This is a genomic window from Staphylococcus sp. HMSC13A10 (genome assembly GCF_001808005.1).
In the GTDB taxonomy this organism is placed as follows: domain Bacteria; phylum Bacillota; class Bacilli; order Staphylococcales; family Staphylococcaceae; genus Staphylococcus; species Staphylococcus pasteuri.
The window spans coordinates 86181-112380 of sequence record NZ_KV791842.1; the positions used below are offsets into that span (position 1 = coordinate 86181).

At 33.2% G+C, this 26200-nt stretch carries 23 protein-coding genes and 1 riboswitch; of the genes, 10 read left to right on the top strand and 13 right to left on the bottom strand.

Annotation, left to right across the window (positions count from 1 at the left end; translation table 11 throughout):
• Nucleotides 1-7: 7 nt before the first annotated feature.
• From HMPREF3125_RS02685 to hutH, 6 genes are all read right to left on the bottom strand, one after another.
• Entirely contained in the window at nucleotides 8-949 is a 942-nt protein-coding gene (locus tag HMPREF3125_RS02685) for a YybS family protein (protein ID WP_026083452.1), read from the bottom strand.
• Nucleotides 950-1088: 139 nt separating this feature from the next.
• A complete protein-coding gene (locus HMPREF3125_RS02690) occupies nucleotides 1089-2054 on the bottom strand; it encodes a homoserine O-acetyltransferase MetX (protein ID WP_070451761.1) in 966 nt (321 codons plus the stop codon).
• A 65-nt stretch (nucleotides 2055-2119) separates the two neighbouring features.
• Nucleotides 2120-2225: riboswitch (SAM riboswitch) on the bottom strand.
• A gap of 103 nt (nucleotides 2226-2328) precedes the next feature.
• Complete coding sequence (locus tag HMPREF3125_RS02695) at nucleotides 2329-2658, bottom strand: AzlD domain-containing protein (protein WP_017636733.1); 330 nt, start codon at nucleotides 2656-2658, stop codon at nucleotides 2329-2331.
• Nucleotides 2655-3347, bottom strand: coding sequence for an AzlC family ABC transporter permease (locus HMPREF3125_RS02700; protein WP_070451763.1), 693 nt, complete (start codon nucleotides 3345-3347; stop codon nucleotides 2655-2657). The genes HMPREF3125_RS02695 and HMPREF3125_RS02700 overlap by 4 nt, the downstream gene beginning before the upstream one ends.
• 331 nt (nucleotides 3348-3678) lie before the next feature.
• On the bottom strand, nucleotides 3679-4965 hold the full coding sequence (gene serS / locus HMPREF3125_RS02705; protein WP_017636731.1) for a serine--tRNA ligase: 1287 nt from the start codon (nucleotides 4963-4965) through the stop codon (nucleotides 3679-3681).
• A gap of 380 nt (nucleotides 4966-5345) precedes the next feature.
• Entirely contained in the window at nucleotides 5346-6845 is a 1500-nt protein-coding gene (gene hutH / locus HMPREF3125_RS02710; RefSeq protein ID WP_070451765.1) for a histidine ammonia-lyase, read from the bottom strand.
• A gap of 346 nt (nucleotides 6846-7191) precedes the next feature.
• On the opposite strand from hutH, the gene HMPREF3125_RS02715 reads away from it, so the two are divergent.
• Nucleotides 7192-8004: an NAD(P)H-hydrate dehydratase gene (locus tag HMPREF3125_RS02715; RefSeq protein WP_017636729.1), complete on the top strand. Its 813-nt coding sequence runs from the start codon at nucleotides 7192-7194 to the stop codon at nucleotides 8002-8004.
• A gap of 100 nt (nucleotides 8005-8104) precedes the next feature.
• Here the strand turns inward: HMPREF3125_RS02715 and gyrA are convergent, their stop codons facing one another.
• The 6 genes from gyrA to dnaA all read right to left on the bottom strand — a co-directional run bounded on the left by gyrA (nucleotide 8105) and on the right by dnaA (nucleotide 17264).
• Nucleotides 8105-10780: a DNA gyrase subunit A gene (gene gyrA / locus HMPREF3125_RS02720; RefSeq protein WP_029056644.1), complete on the bottom strand. Its 2676-nt coding sequence runs from the start codon at nucleotides 10778-10780 to the stop codon at nucleotides 8105-8107.
• Nucleotides 10781-10817: 37 nt separating this feature from the next.
• Nucleotides 10818-12752: a DNA topoisomerase (ATP-hydrolyzing) subunit B gene (gyrB, locus tag HMPREF3125_RS02725; RefSeq protein WP_026083451.1), complete on the bottom strand. Its 1935-nt coding sequence runs from the start codon at nucleotides 12750-12752 to the stop codon at nucleotides 10818-10820.
• A 9-nt stretch (nucleotides 12753-12761) separates the two neighbouring features.
• Nucleotides 12762-13877 (bottom strand): DNA replication/repair protein RecF, encoded by a 1116-nt coding sequence (gene recF, locus HMPREF3125_RS02730; RefSeq protein WP_029056643.1) that lies wholly within the window; start codon nucleotides 13875-13877, stop codon nucleotides 12762-12764.
• On the bottom strand, nucleotides 13874-14119 hold the full coding sequence (gene yaaA / locus HMPREF3125_RS02735) for a S4 domain-containing protein YaaA (protein WP_176745273.1): 246 nt from the start codon (nucleotides 14117-14119) through the stop codon (nucleotides 13874-13876). The genes recF and yaaA overlap by 4 nt, the downstream gene beginning before the upstream one ends.
• A 325-nt stretch (nucleotides 14120-14444) precedes the next feature.
• The gene (dnaN, locus tag HMPREF3125_RS02740; RefSeq protein ID WP_083279965.1) at nucleotides 14445-15578 is read right to left on the bottom strand and encodes a DNA polymerase III subunit beta; all 1134 of its coding nucleotides are present in this window, start codon (nucleotides 15576-15578) and stop codon (nucleotides 14445-14447) included.
• Between the two features lie 321 nt (nucleotides 15579-15899).
• Nucleotides 15900-17264, bottom strand: coding sequence for a chromosomal replication initiator protein DnaA (dnaA, locus tag HMPREF3125_RS02745; protein WP_017636723.1), 1365 nt, complete (start codon nucleotides 17262-17264; stop codon nucleotides 15900-15902).
• Between the two features lie 744 nt (nucleotides 17265-18008).
• Between dnaA and rpmH the strand changes: the two genes are divergently transcribed.
• From rpmH to HMPREF3125_RS02790, 9 genes are all read left to right on the top strand, one after another.
• Nucleotides 18009-18146: a 50S ribosomal protein L34 gene (rpmH, locus tag HMPREF3125_RS02750; protein ID WP_000240855.1), complete on the top strand. Its 138-nt coding sequence runs from the start codon at nucleotides 18009-18011 to the stop codon at nucleotides 18144-18146.
• 189 nt (nucleotides 18147-18335) lie between these two features.
• The gene (gene rnpA / locus HMPREF3125_RS02755) at nucleotides 18336-18683 is read left to right on the top strand and encodes a ribonuclease P protein component (protein WP_017636722.1); all 348 of its coding nucleotides are present in this window, start codon (nucleotides 18336-18338) and stop codon (nucleotides 18681-18683) included.
• Nucleotides 18684-18849: 166 nt separating this feature from the next.
• Nucleotides 18850-20229, top strand: coding sequence for a tRNA uridine-5-carboxymethylaminomethyl(34) synthesis GTPase MnmE (mnmE, locus tag HMPREF3125_RS02760; RefSeq protein WP_017636721.1), 1380 nt, complete (start codon nucleotides 18850-18852; stop codon nucleotides 20227-20229).
• An 84-nt stretch (nucleotides 20230-20313) separates the two neighbouring features.
• A complete protein-coding gene (gene mnmG, locus HMPREF3125_RS02765) occupies nucleotides 20314-22191 on the top strand; it encodes a tRNA uridine-5-carboxymethylaminomethyl(34) synthesis enzyme MnmG (protein WP_070451767.1) in 1878 nt (625 codons plus the stop codon).
• A complete protein-coding gene (rsmG, locus tag HMPREF3125_RS02770; RefSeq protein WP_017636719.1) occupies nucleotides 22191-22910 on the top strand; it encodes a 16S rRNA (guanine(527)-N(7))-methyltransferase RsmG in 720 nt (239 codons plus the stop codon). Before mnmG ends, rsmG begins: the two co-directional genes overlap by 1 nt.
• A 42-nt stretch (nucleotides 22911-22952) precedes the next feature.
• Nucleotides 22953-23792 carry a nucleoid occlusion protein gene (gene noc, locus HMPREF3125_RS02775; RefSeq protein WP_017636718.1) on the top strand — a complete coding sequence of 280 codons (840 nt, stop codon included), beginning with the start codon at nucleotides 22953-22955 and terminating at the stop codon, nucleotides 23790-23792.
• A 201-nt stretch (nucleotides 23793-23993) separates the two neighbouring features.
• Nucleotides 23994-24353, top strand: a complete 360-nt coding sequence (locus HMPREF3125_RS02780; protein WP_070451769.1) for a DUF3147 family protein — start codon at nucleotides 23994-23996, stop codon at nucleotides 24351-24353.
• A gap of 19 nt (nucleotides 24354-24372) precedes the next feature.
• Nucleotides 24373-24768 (top strand): DUF3147 family protein, encoded by a 396-nt coding sequence (locus HMPREF3125_RS02785; RefSeq protein WP_029056637.1) that lies wholly within the window; start codon nucleotides 24373-24375, stop codon nucleotides 24766-24768.
• Entirely contained in the window at nucleotides 24734-25273 is a 540-nt protein-coding gene (locus tag HMPREF3125_RS02790; protein ID WP_070451771.1) for a TetR/AcrR family transcriptional regulator, read from the top strand. The genes HMPREF3125_RS02785 and HMPREF3125_RS02790 overlap by 35 nt, the downstream gene beginning before the upstream one ends.
• 171 nt (nucleotides 25274-25444) lie before the next feature.
• On the opposite strand, the gene HMPREF3125_RS02795 is transcribed toward HMPREF3125_RS02790, so the two are convergent.
• The gene (locus tag HMPREF3125_RS02795; protein WP_070451773.1) at nucleotides 25445-26119 is read right to left on the bottom strand and encodes a YIP1 family protein; all 675 of its coding nucleotides are present in this window, start codon (nucleotides 26117-26119) and stop codon (nucleotides 25445-25447) included.
• Nucleotides 26120-26200 lie beyond the last annotated feature (81 nt).

The window sequence follows — 26200 nt, forward strand, 5'->3', positions numbered from 1 at the left end:
CCTCTCATCACTTTTTATTATTATTGTTATTCATTAGTTGTTTTAAATTAATACATAAATCAATGACACCAATTAATCCTACAATGTGTGTCATAGGTGTTAATAATGTTCCTAAAATCATTAATATAACTGTTACTACATTCGGTAATCGTTTCGCTTTCCCGAAGAAATGAATGACGCTCATCCCTTGAATGTACATCACTAATGATAACACAACTTCAAAGTTCAAAACGATACTCTGGAAAGTATTTGGTTGAGTCGCAAACATCACGCAAATTAAATCAATAATATAGATTGTTAATAGCGTACGATTCATTTGCCAAGCAAATAATGGCTTGAATATAGGCGTCGCTACTTTGAATTTACGTAGGATTGGAAATGTTATAATCAGATTAATTAAAACGATAAGGAAAACGATAATAATGAGATAACTTGGGAGTTGGACCGTCATTTTGCGGATGCTTTCTTCAAGCATCTGTCTATAATCAGCATTTGCTCCACTTGTTAATAAAACGTTATGTACGGTTTCTTTAACAGGGTTAACTAATGCGGTTGCTCTTGGTATTTTTTCAAATACTTGTAATAACATGAATCCTATCAATGTCATTAAGCTTAGAGATACCGTTGTTACATATAAAATTCTTTCTTTTGTTGCTCTTTCCTTAAGTAATTGTCCAATGATTAAACTTGTTAAAATCACTAGAACCATGATACTTAAGACGAATGTATTACCTAATAAGGTTGTAATTATAACTGTTACTAAAGCACTAATTCCAAATGATTGAATAGATTTATTCCATAACACGACACCTGGGATTGTTGCAAATAAACATAAAATTAAGCCGAGAATAGGTAATACATGTGTTACTAAAGCTACTATCGCTAATACTAAAGTCCCTATAATAGTTGCTTTAGGTTGTATTTTTGAAAACACACACGCCACTCCCATACTTTTTTTGACTATAACTACTATTTTAACCTCTTTGAAAAAAATAAACAATAAAGTACTATAGTCATTTACGAAGGGTGATTTCTCGCATGCTTCCTATTAAAAATATTTATTCTAATTACTACTTCAAGTTAGTTAACTAACGTCTTATTTGTTTTAAATTTAAAAAGTAATATAGATTAGGTGCCCAAGTTTCAAAGTTTAGTAAAAAGCCATCATGTCCAATATTATCTGGTACGAAAATGTGACGATGATATTTAAATCGTTGCCCCGCAGCTAACACTTGATCGTCAGGGTATAATAAATCATCAATAAATCCCATTGTTAAGACTTTAGTATCTAGTGATTTGAACACTTCATCAACATCATCTCTACCTCTATCAATATTATGACTATCTAAGACATCTAGCAGTGTTAAATAGCATGATAAATCAAATGATTCTTTGAATTTATCTCCTTGATGTTGTTGGTAATTGACAACTTCTTCTGGAGTGAATCGCTGATCATAACTTTTCGAAGAACGATAGGTTAAGAATCCTAATTGACGAGCAATACTTAAACCTTCCTTGCCTCCGATATGAATGGCTTGTCTTGCAATTTCATTAAATGCTCGACTATATGATGACGTTTTTTCAGTAGCGGCTAGTATGACCGCTTTATTCACAGGAAAACGTTGATTATAAAGAAATTCTAACGCTTGCATACCACCTAAGCTTCCACCAATCAATATATCAATTTTATTAAATCCTAATGCTGCCATCCCTTTTTCAAGGGCACGAACTATATCTCTTAATGTTAAATGATTAGGAAAGTGCTTATCGTTAAATTTTGAACTTGAACCAAACGGACTGCCAATGACGTTAAATGTTAAAAATTGATAATCATTAATTGGCATATATCCACCATCAATAATTTCACGCCACCAACCTGGATTGTCATTAGTACCATATGTTAAATGATTACCAGTTAGCGCATGACAGACCAGTACTAATGGTTGTCCAGGATAACCTACATGTTCATATCTTAGTTTCAAATCTTGTATTGTTTCTCCTGACTCAGTCGTGAATTCGCCTAAATGTAATGTATCAACAATATAATTCGACATATATCAATCCATCCTCCTTTAAATAAAAAAGCTTCTTACTCTTTGAAAAGTAAGAAGCAGTTCAGTACTTATCATTCGAGTAATCGTTGGTTTTAGCACCGTACTCTTAATATTTGTAGCCGGTTGCTGAAGCGTCTACGGGCCAAGTCCCTCAACTTCTCTGAATAAGGTTTTATGATTAAGTTTTTAAGAAAAACGATAATTATCAAAATATTCTAATTACTTAAAGTTTAACTAACTCGAATTTGAAATTCAATATGATACGAAGGAAATGTTAAATAAAATATCTTAAAATCGCTATAAAGGCAATACCACCTAAAATAGTCCAAGTTAGACTTCTCGTTAAAATTGCTAAAAGTACTGTAGGTATAAGAGCAATAATGAATGGAATATTTAAAGTGTATCCTACACTACCCTCATGTTGTTGAATGATGCCGTCTAAAACGAGTGCTGTAAAAAGTGTAATAGGAATAAATGAAAGCCATCGTATCACAACATCTGGCAAACTAACTCGTGAAATCATCATAAATGGAATAATTCTAACCAATAGTGTAACTACACCACATAATATGATTACAACTAACATATGCGTATCTGTCATCATCTATCCATCACCACCCCAAGTACAGAAGCGACCACTGCTGAAATAATAATCGCTACATATGATGGCATAACAAAGCTTAACGCTAGCATCATCACAATAACGAATAAAATTAAAACAAGATAAATATTAATTTTAGATTTCTTAACCGATTCAAATTGAGCGATACCTAAGAAGACGAACATAGCAGTAATAGCAAAGTCTAATCCTAACATTTCTGGGTTTGAAATATATTTTCCAAAGAGCGCCCCAACCACACATGAAAATGTCCAAAATAAATATGCAGTAATATTTAATCCATGTAACCATCGATCATTAATTGATTCTCCCTTTAAATACGGCGTGATGGCAACACCAAATGTTTCATCGGTTACGAGTGACCCTAAACCAACTCTATTCCATAAACTATAAGATTTATAATTGGGCGCTAAAGTCATACTCAATAGAAACATGCGTGAATTCACAATAAATGTTGTTAATACTATCGCAGTTATAGGTGTACCTGCAATTACTAAAGCACAAATAATAAATTGAGCAGCACCTGCATAAATAATTAAACAAAGTAAAATAATTTCTAACAAACTAAACTTTTGAGATGCGGCAACAATTCCAAACGAAATACCTACGCCTGCATATCCAAATAAAGTTGGAATACATTCTTTCACGCCTTGTCTAAATGTGAGATGTGTCATATATGTATGTGTCGCCCCCTTTTTCATTCTATTTATAAGATCGTAAATAATAAATTCAAGTCTAATATACAATTCACAAAACGGCAATATTTTTAGACTACTGTATGTGTGACGTTAGACAAACTTCCGTTTAAAATCGTTGTCATTACAACGTTTAATATATGACAGAATTTTCAATAAATATTTAGACTTACCTACATATAATTACGGATATTTATTAATTTAATGCTCCCCCTACCCCACTTCATATATAAAATGGCATAAAAAAATACGTGACAATGATGGCTCTTCATTACCACGCATGTTTACTATTTATTCGCAAACAATCTTATTATTTAGTTGGCTTTTGAATGTGAGTTTTACCACCCATGAATGGTACTAAGGCTTCAGGGATTGTTACAGTACCATCTTCATTTTGGTAGTTCTCAACGATTGCTGCGAATGTACGACCTACAGCTAAACCACTACCATTTAACGTATGCGCTAATTCAGGTTTAGCTGCATTATCACGTTTGAAACGGATATTTGCACGACGTGCTTGGAAATCAGTACAGTTTGAGCAAGAACTAATTTCTTTGTAATCATTGTAGCTTGGTAACCATACTTCTAAGTCATATGTTTTACTAGCACTGAATCCGATATCTCCAGTACAAAGAATCACACGACGGTATGGTAAACCTAATTCTTCTAAGATAGCTTCAGCGTTTGATGTCATTTCTTCTAAAGCATCCCAAGAATCTTCAGGTTTTTCGAAACGTACCATTTCAACTTTATCGAATTGGTGTAAACGAATTAAACCTCTTGTATCTCTACCAGCTGAACCCGCTTCACTACGGAAACATGCAGATTGTCCAGTGAATTTTTCAGGTAATACGCCTGGTTGAATAATTTCATCACGGTAGAAGTTAGTTAAAGGTACTTCAGCAGTTGGGATTGTGTATAATCCTTCTTTTTCTACTTTAAATAAGTCTTCTTCGAATTTAGGTAATTGTCCTGTACCAAACATAGTATCAGAGTTAACTAATTGAGGAACCATCATTTCAGTGTAACCATGTTGAGTTGTATGTTTAGTAATCATATAGTTCATTAAAGCACGTTCTAATTGTGCGCCATCTCTTGTTAAGTATACGAAACGTGCACCAGAGATTTTAGCAGCACGATCAAAATCAGCCATTTTAAGATCTTCTACGATATCCCAGTGAGCTTTAGCTTCAAAATCAAATTCACGTGGTGTACCCCATTTTTTAACTTCAATATTTTCTTCATCTGAATCACCTTGAGGTACATCATCATTGATAAGGTTAGGAATACGGACAAGAATATCAGTCATTTTATTATCAATTTCATTTAATTGTGTATCATATTCTTTAATATCATCACCTAATTGACGCATTTCAGCAATAACGTCATCAGCGTTTTCTTTATTACGTTTCTTCTGAGCAATTTCTTCACTTACTTTATTACGTTGTGCTTTCATTTCTTCTGTCTTGCTAATTAAAGTACGACGTTTTTCGTCTAATTCTAATACTTCATCGACTACTTTAGGGTCGTCTCCTCTTAATTCAATTTTGCTCTTAACTCTATCTGGCTCAGTTCTAAAAAGTTTAATATCTAACATGAAACCTTCATCCTTTCCCATTTCCTATAATTTATATTTAGCGTGACAATTATGTATAAAAGCATACAAAAAGACCACGCCCCAACAAGGGACGTGGTCTACGCGTTGCCACCCTATTTAACAAACAAAGAAAATATCTAACAAAGATATTACTTTATCTGCACTTAACTAAAATAACGGTTATTCACCGGTTGTTCACTATATGTAGGTAGATTCACATTAAAGTGGATTACTTGTTCTCACTAACCACAAGCTCTCTGAAATCCATCATTAATACTACTTGGCCTACGAACAATGTTTTATTAACTTACTCACAATATAGCAAAGTTTTTTGTAATTTTCAAGTTATTTTAAAATTCAATAATTTTATTTAACTGATCTTAATGATATGCACTATCTTTTAGATACTGGGATACAGCTTCTATGTCTTTATGGAATTGTCTGTCTTGTTTAATAGATGGCACAATATTTCTAAATTCGTCATATTTAGCACGTGTTTTTGGTGATAATCCTTCTATACCTTTAAGTTCGACAGCTTGTAAGGCAATAATACATTCAATTGCAATAACTCTTCTCGCATTTTCAATCATTTGATAACCATGTCTTGAGGCGATAGTTCCCATTGAAACATGGTCTTCTTGGTTAGCTGAAGAAGGGATAGAATCTACACTTGCTGGATGAGTTAATGTTTTATTTTCTGAAACTAAACTTGCTGCTGCATATTGCATAATCATCGCACCACTTTGTAATCCAGGCTCTGGACTTAAAAATGCTGGTAAATCTCCATTAAGTTGTGGATTAACTAAACGTTCAACACGTCGCTCAGAAACGTTTGCTAGTTCGCTCACACCTAGTTTTAAATGATCTAAAGCAAATGCAATCGGTTGGCCATGGAAATTACCTCCAGAAATAACTGTAGTTTCACCATCTTCTTCAAATATAAGAGGATTATCATTAGCGGCATTCATTTCAAACTCTAACTTTTCTTTTACATAATTAAACACTTGATAGCTAGCGCCATGAATTTGTGGAATGCAACGTAAAGAGTATGCATCTTGAACGCGAATTTCAGCTTGTCTTGTCGTTAATTGAGAATCTGATAACCAGTCACTCATACGTGCAGCTACATCAACCTGTTCTTGACTATTTCTAACGGTATGCACTCTATGGTCATATGCATCAATGATACCGTTTAATGCTTGGTGCGTTAATGAAGCAACCCATTCTGCTTGGTATCCTAAATCTTCCGCTTCTATATAGTTGATAACGCCTTGAGCTGTCATAGCTTGTGTTCCATTGATTAAAGCTAATCCTTCTTTTGCTTGTAAATGTAATGGTGTTCTTCCTAATTCATTTAAGACATACCGATTGTCTACTTCTTCATTTTTATAATATACAAGACCTTCACCGATAAGCGCTAACGCTAAATGAGATAAAGGCGCTAAGTCACCAGAAGCTCCTAATGAACCTTGTTGCGGAATCACAGGTATAATGCGTTCATTGATAAAATATTGTAATTGATCAACTAATTCTAATGTTACACCGGAATGTCCTTTCAATAATGTATTTAAACGTAAAATCATCATAACAAGCGATACTTCTTCAGAGAAGGGTTCACCCATACCACATGCATGTGAACGTATTAAATTGACTTGTAAATCATTATATTGCGTAGAATCAATACGCACATCACTAAATAGACCGAAACCAGTTGTAATACCATAAATCGTTTCATTATTATTAATAATTCCTTCTACTACACTTCTACTTTTTTTAACTCTTTCTAATGCTTCTTCTGTAATTTCAATTTTTAAATCTTGGTGTAATAATTGTTTGATATCTTCAATCGTTAAAGCATCTCCATTTAAAAATAAAGTCATAGAAACAGCTCCCTTTTTGTAGAATTAAAACTTCTATCAGTAAAAAGTATACGTTTTCATTTTTACATAAACAATACCTTTTATAATTTTTGTATTACATTACCAATTTAATTATTTAATACGCTAAAATATTTTAATTTTGGTGTATGAGGTAGACTGTGATATTTCTTAAATACCTATTGACGAAAGTCTATTACAGGTATAGTATTTTCTATTGTATTTGAAATGAGTAAGCCTTTTTCATAAGTAAATGTATTAGGCTACAACTATATATTAATTAAAAATTTGAACCCGGTAAGTACTGTTAAATCAAATAGATAATACCGGTAAAAGGAGGTTTAGGTAGATGGAAACTTTAGATACGGTTAATATCCCCAAAAGAAAAGAAGATACTCATAAAGGCGATTACGGTAAAATTCTATTAATTGGTGGCTCTGCCAATTTAGGCGGTGCAATTATGTTAGCGGCACGTGCATGTGTATTTAGTGGTAGTGGATTAATCACTGTTGCGACGCATCCAACAAACCATGCAGCATTACATTCTAGATGTCCAGAAGCCATGGTAATTGATATTAATGACACTAAGATGCTTACTAAAATGATAGAAATGACTGATAGTATCTTAATTGGTCCAGGACTTGGCGTAGACTTTAAAGGGAATAATGCGATTACTTTCCTACTACAAAATATTCAACCTCATCAGAATTTAATCGTCGATGGTGATGCAATTACTATCTTTAGTAAACTTAAACCTCAATTACCATCATGTCGTGTTATCTTCACGCCTCATCAAAAGGAATGGGAACGATTAAGTGGTATTCCAATTGATGAACAAACATATGAACGTAACCGTGAAGCGGTAAATCAATTAGGAGCTACAGTGGTACTTAAAAAGCATGGTACTGAGATATTCTTTAGAAATGAAGATTATAAATTAGCTATCGGTAGTCCAGCAATGGCTACTGGTGGTATGGGTGATACACTAGCTGGTATGATTACTAGTTTTGTAGGACAATTTGATAGTATTAAAGAAGCGGTAATGAGTGCCACATATACACATAGTTATATTGGCGAAAAGTTATCAGAAAAGATGTATGTGGTACCACCATCTCGTTTAATTAATGAAATCCCATTTGCTATGAAGCAATTAGAAGAATAGGATATAAGATATTTCTTAAAGTCCTATTTCAATCATATATAACACAAAATAAGACTTCCCTTATTATAGGGAAGTCTTATTTTTAGTCTATATTTTAATTTTATTCTTCTTCATTATCTTCGTCTGAATCATTTTCAATGTCTTCATTGACACGATCCATAAAGTCTTGTCTTACATCGATACGTTCATCGTTATCTGAATTATCTTGTTCTTCGTCAGTAACTTCTGTTTGAATAGCTTGACCAGGTGCGCCACCTTCAATGACTTCTTCATTGCTAGGTCCAGTTTGATCATTTTGAGTACTTTCTTCGTTCTCATCTTCTACATCTGCTTCGTCTTCTTGTTTTACTTTAGCAACTGTAGAAACGAATTGTTCGTTACCTAAACGCATAAGTCTAACACCCTGTGCAGAACGTCCATTTTGAGAAATATCATGTACATCAAGACGAATGATCACACCTGCGTTTGTTACAACCATTAAGTCTTCTTCACCTGTTACTGTAGTAATACATACGATATTACCATTACGTTCTGTAATCGTTGCAGTTTTAATACCTTTACCACCACGATTAGATAATCGGTATTCACTAACTGGTGTACGTTTACCGTAACCATTTTCAGTAACAACTAACACTTCGTCTTCGCTATTAGCATGAGCAACATCTAAGCCAACAACTTCATCACCTTCACGTAAGGTAATACCTTTCACACCTGCTGCTGTACGACCAAGTGGACGTAACGCTTTTTCAGAGAAGCGAATTAATGATGCATGTGCTGTACCGATGAGGATATCTTCTTCACCATCTGTCAGTCTAACCGCAATTAACTCATCATCTTCTTTAAAGTTAATCGCAATTTTACCGTTTTTGTTAATACGAGAGAAATTACTTAATGATGAACGTTTAACGATACCTTTACGTGTAGCAAACACTAAGTAGTTATCTTCTCTTTCTAGGTCTTTAACAGCTATCATTGTACTAATACTTTCATCATTTTCAAGTTCAATGGCATTCACAATTGGAATACCTTTAGATTGACGAGAAAGTTCTGGTACTTCATAGCCTTTAAGTTTGTATACGCGTCCTTTATTTGTAAAGAATAAGACGTTATCGTGTGTACTTAACGTAACCAATTGACTCACGAAGTCTTCTTCTAAAGTATTCATACCTTGTACACCACGACCGCCACGGTTTTGTGCACGATATGTAGATACAGGGAGACGTTTAATATAGTTATTATGACTTAGAGTAATAACAATTTGTTCTTCTGGGATTAAGTCTTCATCTTCAATGTCATCTAAGCCACCAAGTTGAATTTCTGTACGACGTTCGTCACCATAACGTTCTTTAACTTCTGTTAATTCGTCACGAACTAATTGTAATAACACTTCTTCGTCCGCTAGAATAGCTTCTAATTCATCGATATATGCTAATAAATCATTATATTCTGATTCAATTTTGTCTCTTTCTAAACCAGTCAGACGTCTTAAACGCATGTCTAAAATGGCTTGTGCTTGTCGCTCAGACAATTTAAATCGTTCTTGCAAGCTTTCCATTGCGACTTTATCTGTTTCAGATTCACGAATCGTCGTAATAATTTCATCGATATGATCTAGCGCTATACGTAAACCTTCTAAAATATGCGCACGATCTTTGGCTTTTCTTAAATTATATTCAGTACGTCTACGTACGACTGTTTTTTGATGTTCTAAGTAGTGTACTAATGCTTCTTTAAGATTGATTAGTTTAGGTCTGCCATTAACTAGGGCAATCATATTCACACCAAATGATGTTTGTAATGGTGTTTGTTTATATAAGTTATTTAATATAACGCTAGCATTTGCATCTTTACGAATATCAATAACAACTCTTACACCTGTACGTAAACTTGTTTCATCACGTAAATCAGTAATACCATCGATTTTCTTATCACGAACAAGTTCAGCAATTTTCTCTATCATACGTGCCTTGTTTACTTGGAAAGGTATTTCTGTAACTACGATACGTTGACGACCGCCACCGCGTTCTTCGATTTCAGCACGTGAACGCATTTGTATAGAACCTCTACCTGTTTCATAAGCACGTCTAATACCACTTTTACCTAAGATAAGACCTGCAGTAGGAAAATCAGGACCTTGGATATCTTCCATTAATTCGCTAATAGAGATGTCTGGATTCTTACTTAAACTTAAGACACCATCAATGACTTCAGTTAAATTATGTGGTGGTATATTTGTTGCCATACCAACCGCGATACCTGCAGCACCGTTTACTAATAAGTTAGGAAAACGAGCAGGTAAGACTGACGGCTCTCTTTCATTACCATCATAGTTATCAATAAAATCAATTGTATCTTTATTGATGTCACGTAAAAGTTCTAAAGTGATTTTAGTCATACGTGCTTCGGTATAACGCATGGCAGCAGCTCCATCACCATCCATAGAACCAAAGTTACCTTGTCCATCAACTAATGGATAACGATAACTGAATTCTTGTGCCATTCTTACCATTGCTTCATAAATTGATGAGTCACCATGGGGGTGATATTTACCCATTACGTCCCCAACAATACGTGCTGATTTTTTATAAGATTTGTCTGGTGTCATACCTTGTTCATTTAATCCGTATAAAATACGACGATGAACTGGTTTCAATCCGTCTCTGACGTCTGGCAATGCACGAGAAACGATAACACTCATTGCATAGTCTAAAAATGATTCGCGCATTTCATTGGTTATATTTCGTTCATTAATTCTTGATTGAGGTAATTCAGCCATCAAGAGATCCTCCTTCAAAAGTTCAGTTCATTTCTACTTAGAAATCTAGGTTGGCATAGACTGCGTTATCTTCGATAAATTGTCTACGATTTTCAACAACATCTCCCATTAACATTTCAAATGTTTGGTCGGCATCAATCGCATCTTCTAAAGATACTTGAAGCATTGCACGATGTTCTGGATTCATTGTTGTTTCCCATAATTGATCAGCGTTCATTTCACCAAGACCTTTGTAACGTGCAATTGACCATTTAGGTGTTGGATTCAATTCTTCTTTTAATTTATCTAATTCTCTCTCGTTAAAGACGTAATATTTTTGTTTACCTTGTGTTAATTTAAACAATGGCGGTTGTGCAATGTATACATAGCCCGCTTCTATAAGTGGTCTCATAAAACGATAGAAGAATGTTAATAATAATGTTCTAATATGCGCACCGTCTACATCGGCATCTGTCATAATAATAATTTTATGATAACGTGCTTTTGAAATATCAAATTCTCCGCCAATACCTGTACCAAATGCAGTAATCATAGAACGAATTTCATTGTTATTTAAAATACGATCTAAACGTGCTTTTTCAACGTTAAGGATTTTACCTCTTAATGGCAATATTGCTTGTGTACTTGAGTCACGTCCTGATTTTGTAGACCCACCGGCAGAGTCACCTTCGACAATAAATATTTCACTTTCTTCTGGGTTTTTACTTGAACAATCAGCAAGTTTACCAGGTAAACTTGAAATTTCTAAAGCTGATTTACGACGTGTGACTTCACGTGCTTTTTTAGCTGCTACACGCGCACGAGATGCCATAATACCTTTTTCAACAATAATTCTAGCCACATTAGGATTTTCATATAAGAAACGTTCAAAGTATTCAGCAAATAATTTGTCTACTACTTGACGAACTTCTGAGTTACCTAATTTCGTTTTAGTTTGACCTTCGAATTGAGGATCACCATGTTTGATAGAAACGATAGCTGTTAAACCTTCACGTGTATCCTCACCTGAAAGTCTATCTTTATCTTCTTTGATAATTTTACTACTCATACCATAACTGTTTAGTACACGTGTTAATGCTCGTTTGAAACCATCTTCATGTGTACCACCTTCATACGTATGAATGTTATTAGCATATGTTAATAGGTTAGTTGCGTAGCCTTTATTATATTGCATCGCAATTTCTACTTCGATATCGTCTTTAGATTGATGAATATAAATTGGCTCGCCGTGAATCGGTTCTTTATTTTCATTTAGCATTTCTACGTAAGACTTAATACCACCTTCATAGTGATATGAATCTTGTCTAATTTCATCTTCATCACGTTCGTCAGTTAAAGTGATTTGAATTCCTTTGTTTAAGAAAGCTAATTCACGAATACGTTGTTGTAATGTTTCATAGTTGTAAACAGTTGTCTCAGTAAAGATACTACTATCTGCTTTAAAGCGAATGACTGTACCTGTCTTATCAGTGCTACCAACTTCTTTTAGATCAAATTGTGGTACACCTTTTTTATAAGCTTGGTGGTAAACTGTTTCGTTACGATGTACATATACTTCTAAGTCTTCTGATAAGGCGTTTACTACAGATGACCCAACACCATGTAAACCACCTGAGACTTTATATCCACCGCCACCGAATTTACCTCCGGCGTGAAGTACAGTTAAGATAACTTCAACTGCTGGGCGTCCCATTTTCTCTTGAATATCAACTGGAATCCCACGTCCATTGTCAGTAACTTTAATCCAATTATCTTTTTCAATTGTTACGTTAATTTCATCAGCATAACCTGCTAACGCTTCGTCAATACTATTATCAACAATTTCCCATACTAAGTGGTGCAATCCTCTTTCTGAAGTTGAACCGATATACATACCAGGTCGTTTACGAACCGCTTCCAGTCCTTCTAGTACTTGGATCTGGCCAGCACCATAATTATCATTGTTGTTTACATCTGACAATGTATTCACCATCACTTTCTGTTACTTTATAATTTCACCTTGATTAATACGGTATAACTTAGCGTTATTCATGATTTCATGATCAATACCGTCTACGGATGTCGTAGTTACAAATGTCTGTACTTTATGTTGAATTGTGCTTAATAAATGTGTTTGTCGAGAATCATCTAGCTCACTTAACACATCATCTAATAATAAAATTGGATATTCTCCAACTTCTATATTCATTAATTCAATTTCTGCTAGCTTAATAGACAATGCAGTTGTTCTCTGCTGTCCTTGTGACCCATATGTTTGTGCATCCATGCCATTAACATTGAAACCTAAGTCATCACGATGAGGTCCAAACAGGCTTACACCGCGGTCTTTTTCTCTTTGAAGATTGTCATTAAGTAATGCCAACACTTCTTCAAGCATTTCTGATTCCGATCGGTCGTGATTGCTTATTTTCAAACTTGGTAAATATTTGAGCGCTAATTGCTCACGCTCGTTTGTAATACCTGCATGTATGGGTTGAGCTAATTGTTCTAATTCTTTAATAAAATGTTCTCGACGTAACGTTACCTTCAACGCATACTCTGCAAATTGCTCATTTAAGACTTCTAGCATAGTTGTGTCAGTCTTATTTCCAATTTGTAATTGTTTAAGGTAATTATTCTTTTGTTTTAAAATACGTTGATATTGAGAAAGATCGTTTAGATAGACAGCTGAAATTTGTCCCAACTCCATGTCTATAAAACGACGACGTACTAGAGGTGCTCCTTTAACGATGTTTAAATCTTCTGGTGCAAAAAGCACCACATTTAGATGTCCGATATATTGTGTTAGTCGGCTTTGCTCTAAGTGGTTAACTTTAACTTGCTTACCTCTTTTAGTAATAAACATCGTTAGTGGCATTGTGCCATGTCTATAATTTAGCTCACCTTCTATTTTAGCATACTCAGAATCAAAACGTATGAGTTCCTTATCATTTGAAGTTCTATGGCTTTTTGCCAAAGCTAAAGTGTAAATTGATTCAAGGAGATTCGTCTTTCCTTGTGCATTCTCGCCAATGAGAATATTCACTTCAGGATGACAATCGATTGTAACTTCTTCATAGTTACGATAGTTTTCCAATTGGAGTGTATTTAGTTTCATTGTTCACCTTGGTGAATGATTAAAAAGGCACCTGTATCTTCAGGTAATTCAAGTATATCGATACGGTCATGATGTTCTAATTTTTTGCCACGTCTTACTTCACGTTGCCCATTGATTAAAACTTCGAAATCTTGTAAGAACCATTTCGCTTGTCCACCTGATTCAATAATACCTTCTGTTTTCAGAAATTGACCTAAAGTAATGTCACCTTCTACAACAACTTCTTGAATCAAATTCATCACTCCATTTCTTTTTATGTCATTAATATATTATACCTGTTTTGCGCTTAAATTTCATGTAAAACAAAGAAAGTAAACGTTTACTTAATGTGATAATTTTCTATTTTTATTTTTAAAGCACATTTTAATACGATTTTCGAGAGTTACATTATCATTTTTTAATTTTAAAGGCGATATTTGCTTCGTTTTTTCTGAAACGATAAATTCCTCCTAAAAATTTTTCCTTAAGCTTATACAGAGGTTCACATACTTTAAAACTCAAATAAAATAAAAAAGCTGAGACAAATATTTGTGTCTCAGCTTTTTTCCTTTTGATCTATAACATATTTTAGTAAGTACGAATCGGTAATATAAGTTGTGTTACTGAATCGTCATCTTTTGGTTTTAAGATAAATGGTTTCATCGTACCAAAGAATTCAACTTCAACTTCATCATTATCAATGGCTTTTAAAGCATCCATCATATATTTTGAGTTGAAAGAAATTTTAAGATTTCCACCTTCAACATCAGTTGCTGTCACTTCTTCTTTAACAGTACCGATTTCTGGAGATGTTGAAGACAATTCAACTAATTCGTTTCCAGTACTTAACTTGATAACATTATTGCCACCTTCTCTGGCTAATAATGATGCACGATCAATTGCGTGATAGAACTCACCGTTGTTAATACCTAACTTAATTTCATAGTTCTCAGGGAACAAACGAGTTGTATCAGGATAATGACCTTCAAGTAAACGAGAAATGAAATTGACATGTCCCACTCTGAATAACACTTGGTTAGATGCAAAGAAAATATCAATATCTTCGTCAGTGTCACTCATAATTTTATTTAATTCAGATAATGCTTTACCTGGAATGATGACATTTTTGTTTTCAGATGTATCTTCTAATTTCAACTTTCTTACAGCCAAGCGGTGTGAGTCAGTTGCTGTGCATATTAATTCATTATCTTGTATAAGCCAGTTCACACCAGTTAATACTGGGCGTGTTTCTGAGGTGGACACTGCAAAATTCGTTTGTGCAATGATATTTTTTAATACTTTTACAGATAATTGAATTGCATCGTCTCTAGATACTTCAGGTAATAATGGATATTGATCTGGATCTAAACCACTTAAGTTAAATTCAGAATGACCTGATGTAATTAGCGTTTGGAATTGTTCATTAGTAGATAATTTAACGTCTTTTCCTGGTAACTTTTTGATAATATCAACGAAGAAACGACCAGGAAGTACGACTGAACCAGTTTCTGATATATCTACAATATCTTCACCATCTACTTGTTTAGGGATTGAGATTTCAATTGAGATTTCAGAATCTGAACCAGTTAAGATGACTTCATTATCTTTAGCATCGAGTTTAATACCTGTAAGTATAGGTAATGTAGTTCTTGGTGAAATAGCTTTTAGTGTATCGTTTAATTGATTAATAAAATAATCTCTTTTAATAGTGAATTCCATCATTAAAATTTAAACTCCTTCCAGTCGTTTATATATAATTATATAGGTTTTAAATTCATAGTAATAGTAGTAGGGCTTGTGAATTAGTGGATAAGTGACATTAAGTCTGACGTGCCAAAGTTACACACATGTGGATAAAGTGTGTATACTGTGTACACCTTTTCAACATTGTCCACAATCCACAAGTTGATTATCTCTGTTAGCTTTATAAAAGAAAAAATAAGCGAAATAAAATATTCGATGTAATTATTCCCTTTTAGAGTTAAATTCAATCTTAAATTATAGCTGTATTATAACAGCTTAATATTTAAAATTATTTCCCAACTATTGATTTCTAATTTCTTTCTCTAAATTCTCTACTTCTTGTTTGAATGTTGGATCTGCTTTAATATCATTTACAATTTTTTCGTGAGCGTGAATCACAGTAGTATGATCACGACCGCCGAACTCTTCCCCAATCTTAGGTAATGAGAAATCTGTTAGTTCTCTTGAAAGATACATCGCGATTTGTCTTGGATAGGCAATGGATTTAGTACGTTTTTTAGCACTAAAGTCTTCAATACGTACATTGTAGTATTGACCTACCACTTTCTGAATATCTTGAATTGTAATCTTTTTAGATTTAGGTGCTTGAATAATATCTTTTAAAGCTTCAGCAGCTAATTCAGTTGTTATTGGTTTACCTTGAAGTTGTGAATAAGCCAACAAACGTGTTAGCGCACCCTCGAGTTCACGAATATTGGATTGAATTTGATTAGCAATATAATTTAGAGATTCCATTGGTATATCTAAATTTTCTTCTTCTATCTTTTTCTGTAAAATAGCCATTCGTGTTTCGTAGTCTGGTGGTGTGATATCCACGATTAAACCCCACTCGAAACGTGAACGAAGTCTATCTGATAGTTTAGAGATTTCTTTAGGTGGGCGATCGCTTGAAATAACTATTTGTTTACTATTATTATGTAGCTCATTAAATGTATGGAAAAATTCCTCTTGGGTTTGTTCCTTATTTTGGATGAACTGAATATCGTCGATTAATAATACGTCGATATTACGGTATTTCTCTCTAAATGCATCACCTTGATTATCACGAATAGATTTAATAAATTCATTCGTAAATTTCTCACTAGATGTATAAATCACATTAGCATTAGGATTATTACTTAAAACATGATGCCCAATCGCATGCATAAGATGGGTCTTTCCTAATCCAACTCCACCATAAATAAATAAAGGATTATATGCTTCTGCTGGTGCTTCAGCTACGGCTAAACTGGCTGCGTGTGGGAAGCGGTTGCCTGGACCAATAACAAATGTATCAAACGTATTATGTGTATTAAATTGTTCGATACCACCTGGGTTTTCAACATTATGTGAAGTTGTTTGTTCTTTAGTAGAAGTTGGTTCAGGTTGTTTTTGATCTGGGTTCATATATTTAGACAATTCTTCTTCAGTTATAAAATGTGGTTTAACCTCATAACCAATGACGTCATATATGATGCTTTGCATAATCTCACTATATTTTTGATTTAGCCAACTCGCATTAAATGATTCACTTACTAATACGATGGCTTCGTCATTTTGGAGTGAATAGAGTTGCGTATCTTTTACGAAGGTATCAAAGCTTATTTTTGAAATTCGTTCTTTGGCAAGATCTAATACTTTTTCCCAAATTTCTTTTTCAGACATAAATAACTCCATCTTTCTCAAAAATTTTTAGTTATACACAAAAATAACACCCGTGGATAAAAATAATCACAGCATGTTAATAATTATCCACAAGTTAATCACAGATAGTGGATAACTTAATTCATACTATGATTTGTTCACAGACTTTTTGTATATAAATCTAAGAAATAAATCCTTATAAAATCAATGATTAAACGACTTATCCACACAATTATACTTTTTCAGTCAGATAGATGTCAAATGACTGTGAATATGTTCGTAAAAGATGTGTAAACTTGTGCATAGTATAGTAATTATCCACACAGAAAACACGAATCACTGTTGATAAGTGGATAACTCAACGTCATACTTATTAATAATGAAAATAAGGGACTATAACAGTTTGGGAAATAATTTATAAAGCTGTATGAAAAATGAATATGAATAAGAGGCTATGTTTTTAAGAAAATAAAAAATCACGAATTATAGTTAAGATTAAATCGTAATAGCGTATTAAAATGAGCTTGCTTTATAAGTAGTAATTTGTTATATTGTAGTAGTTGCTTGAAATATGACTAGATAATAAGTATATTAAACCAAGAATTTCTTATAGCAGTCAGTCAATAAGAGGTATCTCTTATATATAAGTTTTGTTGCTATTACATTAATAGTTACACACTTTAACAATTTATCTATCTATGAAATTTATCAGGAAGTTTAATCCTGGAGATGTTAGATAACTTAATAAAGATGGAGGTGTTTTGCATGGTAAAACGTACTTATCAACCAAATAAACGTAAACATAGTAAAGTTCATGGTTTCAGAAAACGCATGAGCACTAAAAATGGCCGTAAAGTCTTAGCGCGTCGTCGTCGTAAAGGCCGTAAAGTATTATCTGCATAAGATCACTGACTCATCAGTGGTCTTTTTTTTCGTTTAGAATAAGAAAAGCTAACTAACTTCAGATAAATGATACAACTAGACTTCAATTGAAATCAGCGTTTTCCCGATAAATGCTGGTTTATTTTTAGTTAAAAAATGAAATGAGTTATAATAATGCAGTAAGAGAATTTAATAAGCGAGTGATGTTTGGTGGAAAAAGCGTACCGTATAAAAAAGAATTCAGATTTTCAAAAGATATATAAAAAAGGAAAGTCTGTTGCAAATAGACAATTCGTTGTATATACCTATGACAATAGTGAACAAGAACATTTTCGCTTAGGCATTAGTGTTTCAAAAAAGATAGGAAATGCTGTCACAAGAAATAGAATTAAGAGAGCGATAAGAGAAAATTTTAAAGTTCATAAACAAGATATGATCTCGAAAGATATTATAGTTATTGCAAGACATCCTGCAAAAAATATGTCGACATTAGAAATACAAGGAAGCTTAGAACATGTTCTCAAAATAGCTAAAGTATTTAATAAGAAGATTAAGTAGGGTGGGGGAAGAGAAAAAGGGGCGGACTTTTAGACAACCCTAAGTATAACCTCAGACAACCCTAAGTCTAACCTGTCTATTTCAAAACAAGATAATAGCTTTTTAAAAAGAAACAATTTACAATATAATATTGAAAATTTACTTGAATAAGGAGGCCAGCCTAACAATGGATTTTGATACAATAACTAGTATTTCAACGCCAATGGGTGAAGGTGCAATTGGTATTGTGAGACTCTCAGGTCCACAAGCAATTGAAATTGGCGATAAGTTATATAAAGGTAAGAAAAAATTAGCAGAAGTAGATTCACATACAATTAATTACGGTCATATTATTGATCCGGATACTAAAGAAACAGTTGAAGAAGTTATGATTTCAGTTTTAAGGGCACCTAAAACTTTTACTAGAGAAGATATCATCGAAATCAATTGTCATGGCGGTATATTAACAATTAATCGTATTTTAGAATTAACAATGACACATGGTGCACGTATTGCTGAACCAGGTGAATATACAAAACGAGCTTTCTTAAATGGAAGAATTGACTTATCTCAAGCAGAAGCAGTAATGGATTTTATTCGTTCTAAAACAGATCGTGCTTCTAAAGTAGCGATGAATCAAATTGAAGGTCGTTTGAGTGATTTAATTAAACGTCAACGTCAATCAATATTAGAGATACTCGCACAAGTAGAAGTGAATATTGATTATCCTGAGTATGACGATGTAGAAGATGCAACCACAGAGTTTTTATTGCAACAATCTAAACGTATAAAACAAGAAATTAATCAATTACTAGAAACAGGCGCTCAAGGTAAAATTATGAGGGAAGGACTCTCAACTGTTATTGTAGGTCGACCAAACGTAGGTAAGTCTTCCATGTTAAATAACCTTATTCAAGACAATAAAGCGATTGTGACTGAAGTAGCTGGTACCACACGTGACGTACTTGAAGAATATGTTAACGTCAGAGGCGTACCATTAAGATTAGTAGATACAGCAGGTATTCGAGATACTGAAGATATCGTTGAGAAAATAGGTGTTGAACGATCTCGTAAAGCACTTAGTCAAGCAGATTTAATCTTATTTGTATTAAACAATAATGAAGCATTAACAGAAGATGACCAAACGTTATATGATGTCGTTAAAAATGAAGATGTCATTGTTATTATCAATAAAACAGATTTAGAAACGAATTTAGATATAAATGAAGTAAAAGAAATGATTGGTGACACACCATTAATTCAAACGTCTATGTTAAAACAAGAAGGTATTGACGAATTAGAGATACAAATCAGAGATCTATTCTTTGGTGGAGATGTTCAAAACCAAGATATGACATACGTATCAAATTCACGACATATTTCATTACTTAAACAAGCAAGACAGTCTATTCAAGATGCGATTGATGCGGCAGAATCTGGTATTCCGATGGATATGGTACAAATCGATTTAACCCGCACTTGGGAAATACTAGGTGAAATCATTGGTGAGTCAGCAAGTGACGAACTTATCGATCAATTATTTAGTCAATTTTGCTTAGGAAAATAAGGATTTACATGATTAAAGGCAGTCAAAAATAAAATCAAAATGTGAGATGTATATAGATTTACGATCAATAAGGAGGTTAAACAATTGGTTCAAGAATATGATGTAATTGTAATTGGTGCAGGCCATGCAGGTATTGAAGCAGGTTTAGCATCAGCAAGACGTGGCGCTAAAACATTAATGTTAACAATCAATTTAGATAATATCGCTTTTATGCCATGTAACCCATCTGTTGGTGGCCCAGCTAAAGGAATAGTTGTACGTGAAATAGATGCATTAGGTGGACAAATGGCAAAAGCAATAGATAAAACGCATATCCAAATGCGTATGCTGAATACTGGTAAAGGACCTGCTGTAAGAGCATTACGTGCCCAAGCAGATAAAGTACTATACCAACAAGAAATGAAAAATGTCCTTGAAGACGAAGAAAATTTAGATATCATGCAAGGTATGGTAGATGAATTAATTATTGAAGATGAAGAAGTTAAAGGTGTACGTACAAATATTGGTACTGAATACCGTTCTAAAGCTGTTGTTGTAACAACAGGTACATTCTTACGCGGTGAAATCATTCTTGGTAATATGAAATATTCAAGTGGTCCTAATCACCAATTACCATCTGTGACATTAGCAGATAACTTAAGAGGATTAGGTTTCGAAGTTGTACGATTTAAAACAGGTACACCACCACGTGTAAATTCTAAAACAATTGATTATTCAAAAACTGAAATCCAACCAGGTGATGAAGTTGGACGTGCATTCAGTTATGAAACAACTGAATACATTTTAGATCAATTACCATGTTGGTTAACTTATACAAATGATAAAACGCATCAAGTTATTGATGATAACTTACATTTATCAGCAATGTACTCAGGTATGATTAAAGGAACTGGACCAAGATATTGTCCTTCAATTGAAGATAAATTTGTACGTTTCAATGACAAACCACGTCATCAACTATTCTTAGAGCCAGAAGGACGTAATACTAATGAAGTTTATGTACAAGGACTTTCAACAAGTCTACCTGAACATGTTCAAAGACAAATGTTAGAAACAATCCCAGGTCTAGAAAAAGCAGACATGATGCGCGCAGGTTATGCTATTGAGTATGATGCAATTGTTCCAACTCAATTGTGGCCAACACTTGAAACGAAAATGATTAAAAATCTTTATACTGCAGGTCAAATCAATGGTACTTCTGGTTATGAAGAAGCGGCTGGACAAGGTATTATGGCAGGAATTAATGCTGCTGCGAAAGTATTAGGTAAAGAGGAAGTTATCTTAAGTCGTTCTGACGCTTATATCGGCGTTTTAATTGATGACTTAGTAACTAAAGGAACTAACGAACCATATCGTTTATTAACATCACGTGCAGAATATCGTTTATTGCTACGTCATGATAATGCTGATTTACGCTTAACTGATTTAGGTTATGAATTAGGTATGATTTCTGACGAACGTTATGAAAAATTCAACCACAAACGTCAACAAATTAAAGATGAAATTCAAAGATTAACTGAAATTCGTATTAAACCAAATGAACATACTCAATCTATAATTGAAGCAAATAATGGTTCTAAACTTAAAGATGGTATTTTAGCAATTGATTTATTACGCAGACCAGAAATGACTTACAATACTATTCTAGAAATTTTAGAAGAAGACCATCAATTACCTTCAGATGTTGAAGAACAAGTTGAAATTCAAACTAAATATGAAGGTTACATCAATAAATCATTACAACAAGTTGAAAAAGTAAAACGCATGGAGAAAAAGAAAATACCTGAAGACTTAGATTATAGTAAAGTGGATAGCTTAGCTTCTGAAGCAAGAGAAAAATTAGCTGAAGTTAAACCATTAAACATTGCACAAGCATCAAGAATTTCAGGTGTAAATCCAGCAGATATTTCAATTTTACTTGTGTATTTAGAACAAGGTAAACTTCAAAGGGTGAATCAATAATGAGTATAGAATGGCTATCTGAGAAATTAAAAGAACACGACATCGAATTATCTAACACTCAAAAAGAACAATTTCAGACATATTATCAGTTACTTGTTGAATGGAACGAAAAAATGAATTTAACAAGTATTACCGATGAACATGGTGTTTATTTAAAACATTTTTATGATTCCATTACACCTAGTTTTTATTACGACTTTAATGGACCATTAACTTTATGTGATGTGGGTGCAGGTGCAGGTTTCCCTAGTATTCCATTGAAAATTATTTTTCCTGAATTAAAAGTTACTATTGTTGATTCATTAAATAAACGTATTCAATTTTTAAACCACTTAGCAGATGCTTTAGGACTACAGGATGTAAGTTTTGTTCACGATCGCGCAGAAACATTTGGTAAAGGAGACTACAGGGAGTCTTACGATATCGTTACTGCTCGTGCTGTAGCCCGTTTAACAGTACTAAGTGAATTATGCTTACCATTAGTTAAAAAAGGCGGACAATTTATAGCTTTAAAATCATCTAAAGGCGAAGAAGAGTTAGATGAAGCCAAGTTTGCGATTAATGTGTTAGGTGGTAACGTGAAAGAGACGTTTAACTTTGAATTACCAGAAGATGCAGGAGAAAGACAAATGATTGTCATTGATAAACGACGACAAACATCTAAGAAATACCCGAGAAAACCCGGTACACCCAATAAATCCCCTTTACTTGAAAAGTAAGATGTGATGATATAGAAATAAATGAGAGGGAGCGAATGGATTATGAAGAAACCTTTTTCAAAATTATTTGGTTTAAAAAACAAAGATGACATCATGGGTTCTATTGAAGAAGACCGAAATAATAATGTTGAGTCCATTCATATTGAACGTATCGTACCTAATCGTTATCAACCACGACAAGTATTTGAACCAAGTAAAATCAATGAACTTGCTGAATCTATTAAAGAACATGGATTATTACAGCCAATTGTAGTAAGACCAATCGAAGAAGATATGTTTGAAATCATTGCTGGTGAACGTAGATTTAGAGCAATGCAGTCGTTAAATATGTCTCAAGCAGATGTGATTATTCGCGATATGGATGATGAGGAAACTGCAGTTGTTGCACTTATTGAAAATATTCAACGCGAAAATTTATCCGTCGTTGAAGAAGCGGAAGCCTATAAAAAACTACTTGAACTTGGTGATGTGACACAAAGTGAATTGGCTAAAAGTCTAGGTAAGAGTCAAAGTTTTATTGCCAATAAGTTACGTTTACTTAAATTAGCACCTAATGTTATTACACGATTAAGAGAAGGTAAAATAACAGAACGCCATGCTCGAGCTGTCCTTGTACTATCACATGAAGATCAAGAAGAATTGATTGAACAAGTCATAGCACAGAAATTAAATGTGAAACAAACAGAAGATAAAGTTCGCCAAAAAACTGGTCCTGAAAAGGTTAAAGCACAATCATTCCAATTTTCACAAGATGTGACACAAGCGCGAGATGAAGTAGGTAAAAGTATCGAAGCTATACAACAATCAGGTTTATATGTTGAACAAAAAGATAGAGATCATGATGATTATTATGAAATTAAAATAAGAATATATAAGAAATAGCGATAACTCCTTTTGTCTGTAACTGACGGAAGGAGTTTTTTATGTTGATACTAATTAGAAAAGACCTAATGGACGGCTGTATCAAACGTTAATAATTAGAAAATTAGGTATATTTATTTTAATCTTTACAAGATAGTAGGACAGTTTTAAACTAAAAGTAAACGAAACGTTTCGTTTAATAATTAGCAAAGAAGGATTATTGTGTTCGGAATATCTATTTCAAGTGCGATACTTCATTTTGTCATTGGTGGGTTTGCAGTAGCATTAGCTTCTATTATTGCTGACAAAGTTGGTGGTAAATTAGGAGGTATAATAGCAACAATGCCTGCAGTCTACTTAGCAGCAGTAATAGCATTAGCTATAGATCATCGTGGAGATTCGCTCGTTAAAATGTCTATGCATTTAAGTACAGGTGCAATTGTCGGTATTATCTCCTGTATTTTAACTGTATTTTTCACCTCAATTTTTATAAAAAAGAAAGATTATAAGAGTGGTACAGTATTTGCCGTATTATGTTGGTTTATTATTTCTGTAGCTATTTTTGTAGTCAGACATTTATAAAAAGGGAGGTACATTTTTGATGAAATTAACAATAATTAAGTTTTTAGTTGGAGGCTTAGCAGTATTAGTCAGTTACATCGTATCAGTAGTACTTCCTTGGAAAGAATTTGGAGGTATTTTTGCTACGTTTCCTGCAGTCTTTTTAGTGTCTATGTTTATATCTGGTATGCAATATGGAAATAAAGTAGCTATGCATGTCAGTAGAGGTGCGATTTTCGGAATGACTGGTGTTTTATTCAGTATATTAGCTACATGGGGCATGCTAAAGGTAACAAATATTTGGTTGCTTAGCATTATTGTTGGATTTATAGTATGGTTTGTTAGTGCATTTATAATATTTGAAATCGTGGAAGTCATTGCACGAAAAAGAAGGGAAAAATATGGCTGGAAGACCGAAAGACCCAACAGTAAATAAAAAAATTTATCAAGAAATTAATCGTTTATTAGAAACAACACATTTTAAAGATATGACCATTGATCAGATTGCTGAAAATACAAGCGTATCAAAGGCAACGATTTATCGTCGATGGAGAGACAAAGAATCAATGATTGTTGATATGTTTGTCGACCAATCACGTATCATTGAGCCAGAATTCGATACTGTATTTGATAATTTATATGACTTTTTAATCAAAATAATGAACATCTACAAGACACCTTTAGGTAGTGCAGTGATAGAAATTCTAATTAGTAATCAGCAAACTGAAGCAAAAAATAAGTTTATGAAAGAATACTTTGAACGTAATAGAAGTATTTTAAAGTCAATTATTAGTAAGGATATTGATGAAGCCGACCAAGATTTATTTATAGATATTATTTTTTCACCTATTTATTTTAATATTTTAATTAAACCACAATCACTAACTAAAGAGTATATAGAAAATATGTTGAGCGTTGCTTTAAAAGCTTATGATATATAATTTTACGACGTCCTGGGTAGAGGGCGTTTTTAATTTGTCTAGAATAAGGGGATAGTCTAAAGGAAGTCTTATGAAAGCTATTTTAAAGAGATAGATTATCGCAATTCGATTAACTATACTCATACATAAATATATCCTGAGACACTTTCCTATGTCCCAGGATAATTAATTTTATTGCATATTAGCTAAGCCTTTCATAGATTCTGTAAACGCAGCTCCTCCTAGCGTAAAGCCAACCATCACGATTAAGGCAATGACTGCCCATATAATAGATGCTTTTTTAGAAAGTTTACTTGTACCGTAATAAACTGTAAAAATAACATAGGCAGCTAATAAATTCGATAAACTAAAGGCGGATAAATAATTATTACCCTTGTCGAATATATTCAGGCTATCTAATTGAGTTTCTGGAATTGTAAGACCAAATAATGCTTGTATCGCATAAACAATAATTGAAAATGAAGTTGTAATGATTAAGTAAGAGATAGATGCAGAAAAAATATGTATTGCTTGTGCATCAGATTTCATAATTTTAGAGATAACTAAGAAAATAACAAATGTGATTAATAATCCTAGGATAAGACCACCAATTGATTGTCCAATAGTAACTGCTAAATTGAATTGGTTTTGTTTATCAATTTCAGATTGGCTCATTCCCATATCTTTGAGCATTTTGGTGTTGTCAGTTATATGTGCAGTTAAAAGTCCTAAAATAATAGATAACACAATAAGTACAATTAATTTCACTATCCATTTAGGATTTTGACGGATTTTTCTAAAGTGATCAACAAAAGGTAAGTTAGAACTTGTCGCTTCTTCAGTCTGTGCTGCATTAGATTGTTCCATTTATGTATCTCTCCTTTTTTAATATTTATTAACAGAATAACATTGTTAACTAATATTTAAAATATCAATTTTTATTTTGAA

Bases quoted from the DNA above. Each gene is read 5' to 3' on its own strand.
- HMPREF3125_RS02685 (WP_026083452.1), bottom strand. From the start codon at position 949: ATGGGAGTGGCGTGTGTGTTTTCAAAAATACAACCTAAAGCAACTATT.
- HMPREF3125_RS02690 (WP_070451761.1), bottom strand. From the start codon at position 2,054: ATGTCGAATTATATTGTTGATACATTACATTTAGGCGAATTCACGACT.
- HMPREF3125_RS02695 (WP_017636733.1), bottom strand. From the start codon at position 2,658: ATGATGACAGATACGCATATGTTAGTTGTAATCATATTATGTGGTGTA.
- HMPREF3125_RS02700 (WP_070451763.1), bottom strand. From the start codon at position 3,347: ATGACACATCTCACATTTAGACAAGGCGTGAAAGAATGTATTCCAACT.
- serS (WP_017636731.1), bottom strand. From the start codon at position 4,965: ATGTTAGATATTAAACTTTTTAGAACTGAGCCAGATAGAGTTAAGAGC.
- hutH (WP_070451765.1), bottom strand. From the start codon at position 6,845: ATGACTTTATTTTTAAATGGAGATGCTTTAACGATTGAAGATATCAAA.
- HMPREF3125_RS02715 (WP_017636729.1), top strand. From the start codon at position 7,192: ATGGAAACTTTAGATACGGTTAATATCCCCAAAAGAAAAGAAGATACT.
- gyrA (WP_029056644.1), bottom strand. From the start codon at position 10,780: ATGGCTGAATTACCTCAATCAAGAATTAATGAACGAAATATAACCAAT.
- gyrB (WP_026083451.1), bottom strand. From the start codon at position 12,752: ATGGTGAATACATTGTCAGATGTAAACAACAATGATAATTATGGTGCT.
- recF (WP_029056643.1), bottom strand. From the start codon at position 13,877: ATGAAACTAAATACACTCCAATTGGAAAACTATCGTAACTATGAAGAA.
- dnaN (WP_083279965.1), bottom strand. From the start codon at position 15,578: ATGATGGAATTCACTATTAAAAGAGATTATTTTATTAATCAATTAAAC.
- dnaA (WP_017636723.1), bottom strand. From the start codon at position 17,264: ATGTCTGAAAAAGAAATTTGGGAAAAAGTATTAGATCTTGCCAAAGAA.
- rpmH (WP_000240855.1), top strand. From the start codon at position 18,009: ATGGTAAAACGTACTTATCAACCAAATAAACGTAAACATAGTAAAGTT.
- mnmE (WP_017636721.1), top strand. From the start codon at position 18,850: ATGGATTTTGATACAATAACTAGTATTTCAACGCCAATGGGTGAAGGT.
- rsmG (WP_017636719.1), top strand. From the start codon at position 22,191: ATGAGTATAGAATGGCTATCTGAGAAATTAAAAGAACACGACATCGAA.
- noc (WP_017636718.1), top strand. From the start codon at position 22,953: ATGAAGAAACCTTTTTCAAAATTATTTGGTTTAAAAAACAAAGATGAC.
- HMPREF3125_RS02785 (WP_029056637.1), top strand. From the start codon at position 24,373: ATGAAATTAACAATAATTAAGTTTTTAGTTGGAGGCTTAGCAGTATTA.
- HMPREF3125_RS02790 (WP_070451771.1), top strand. From the start codon at position 24,734: ATGGCTGGAAGACCGAAAGACCCAACAGTAAATAAAAAAATTTATCAA.
- HMPREF3125_RS02795 (WP_070451773.1), bottom strand. From the start codon at position 26,119: ATGGAACAATCTAATGCAGCACAGACTGAAGAAGCGACAAGTTCTAAC.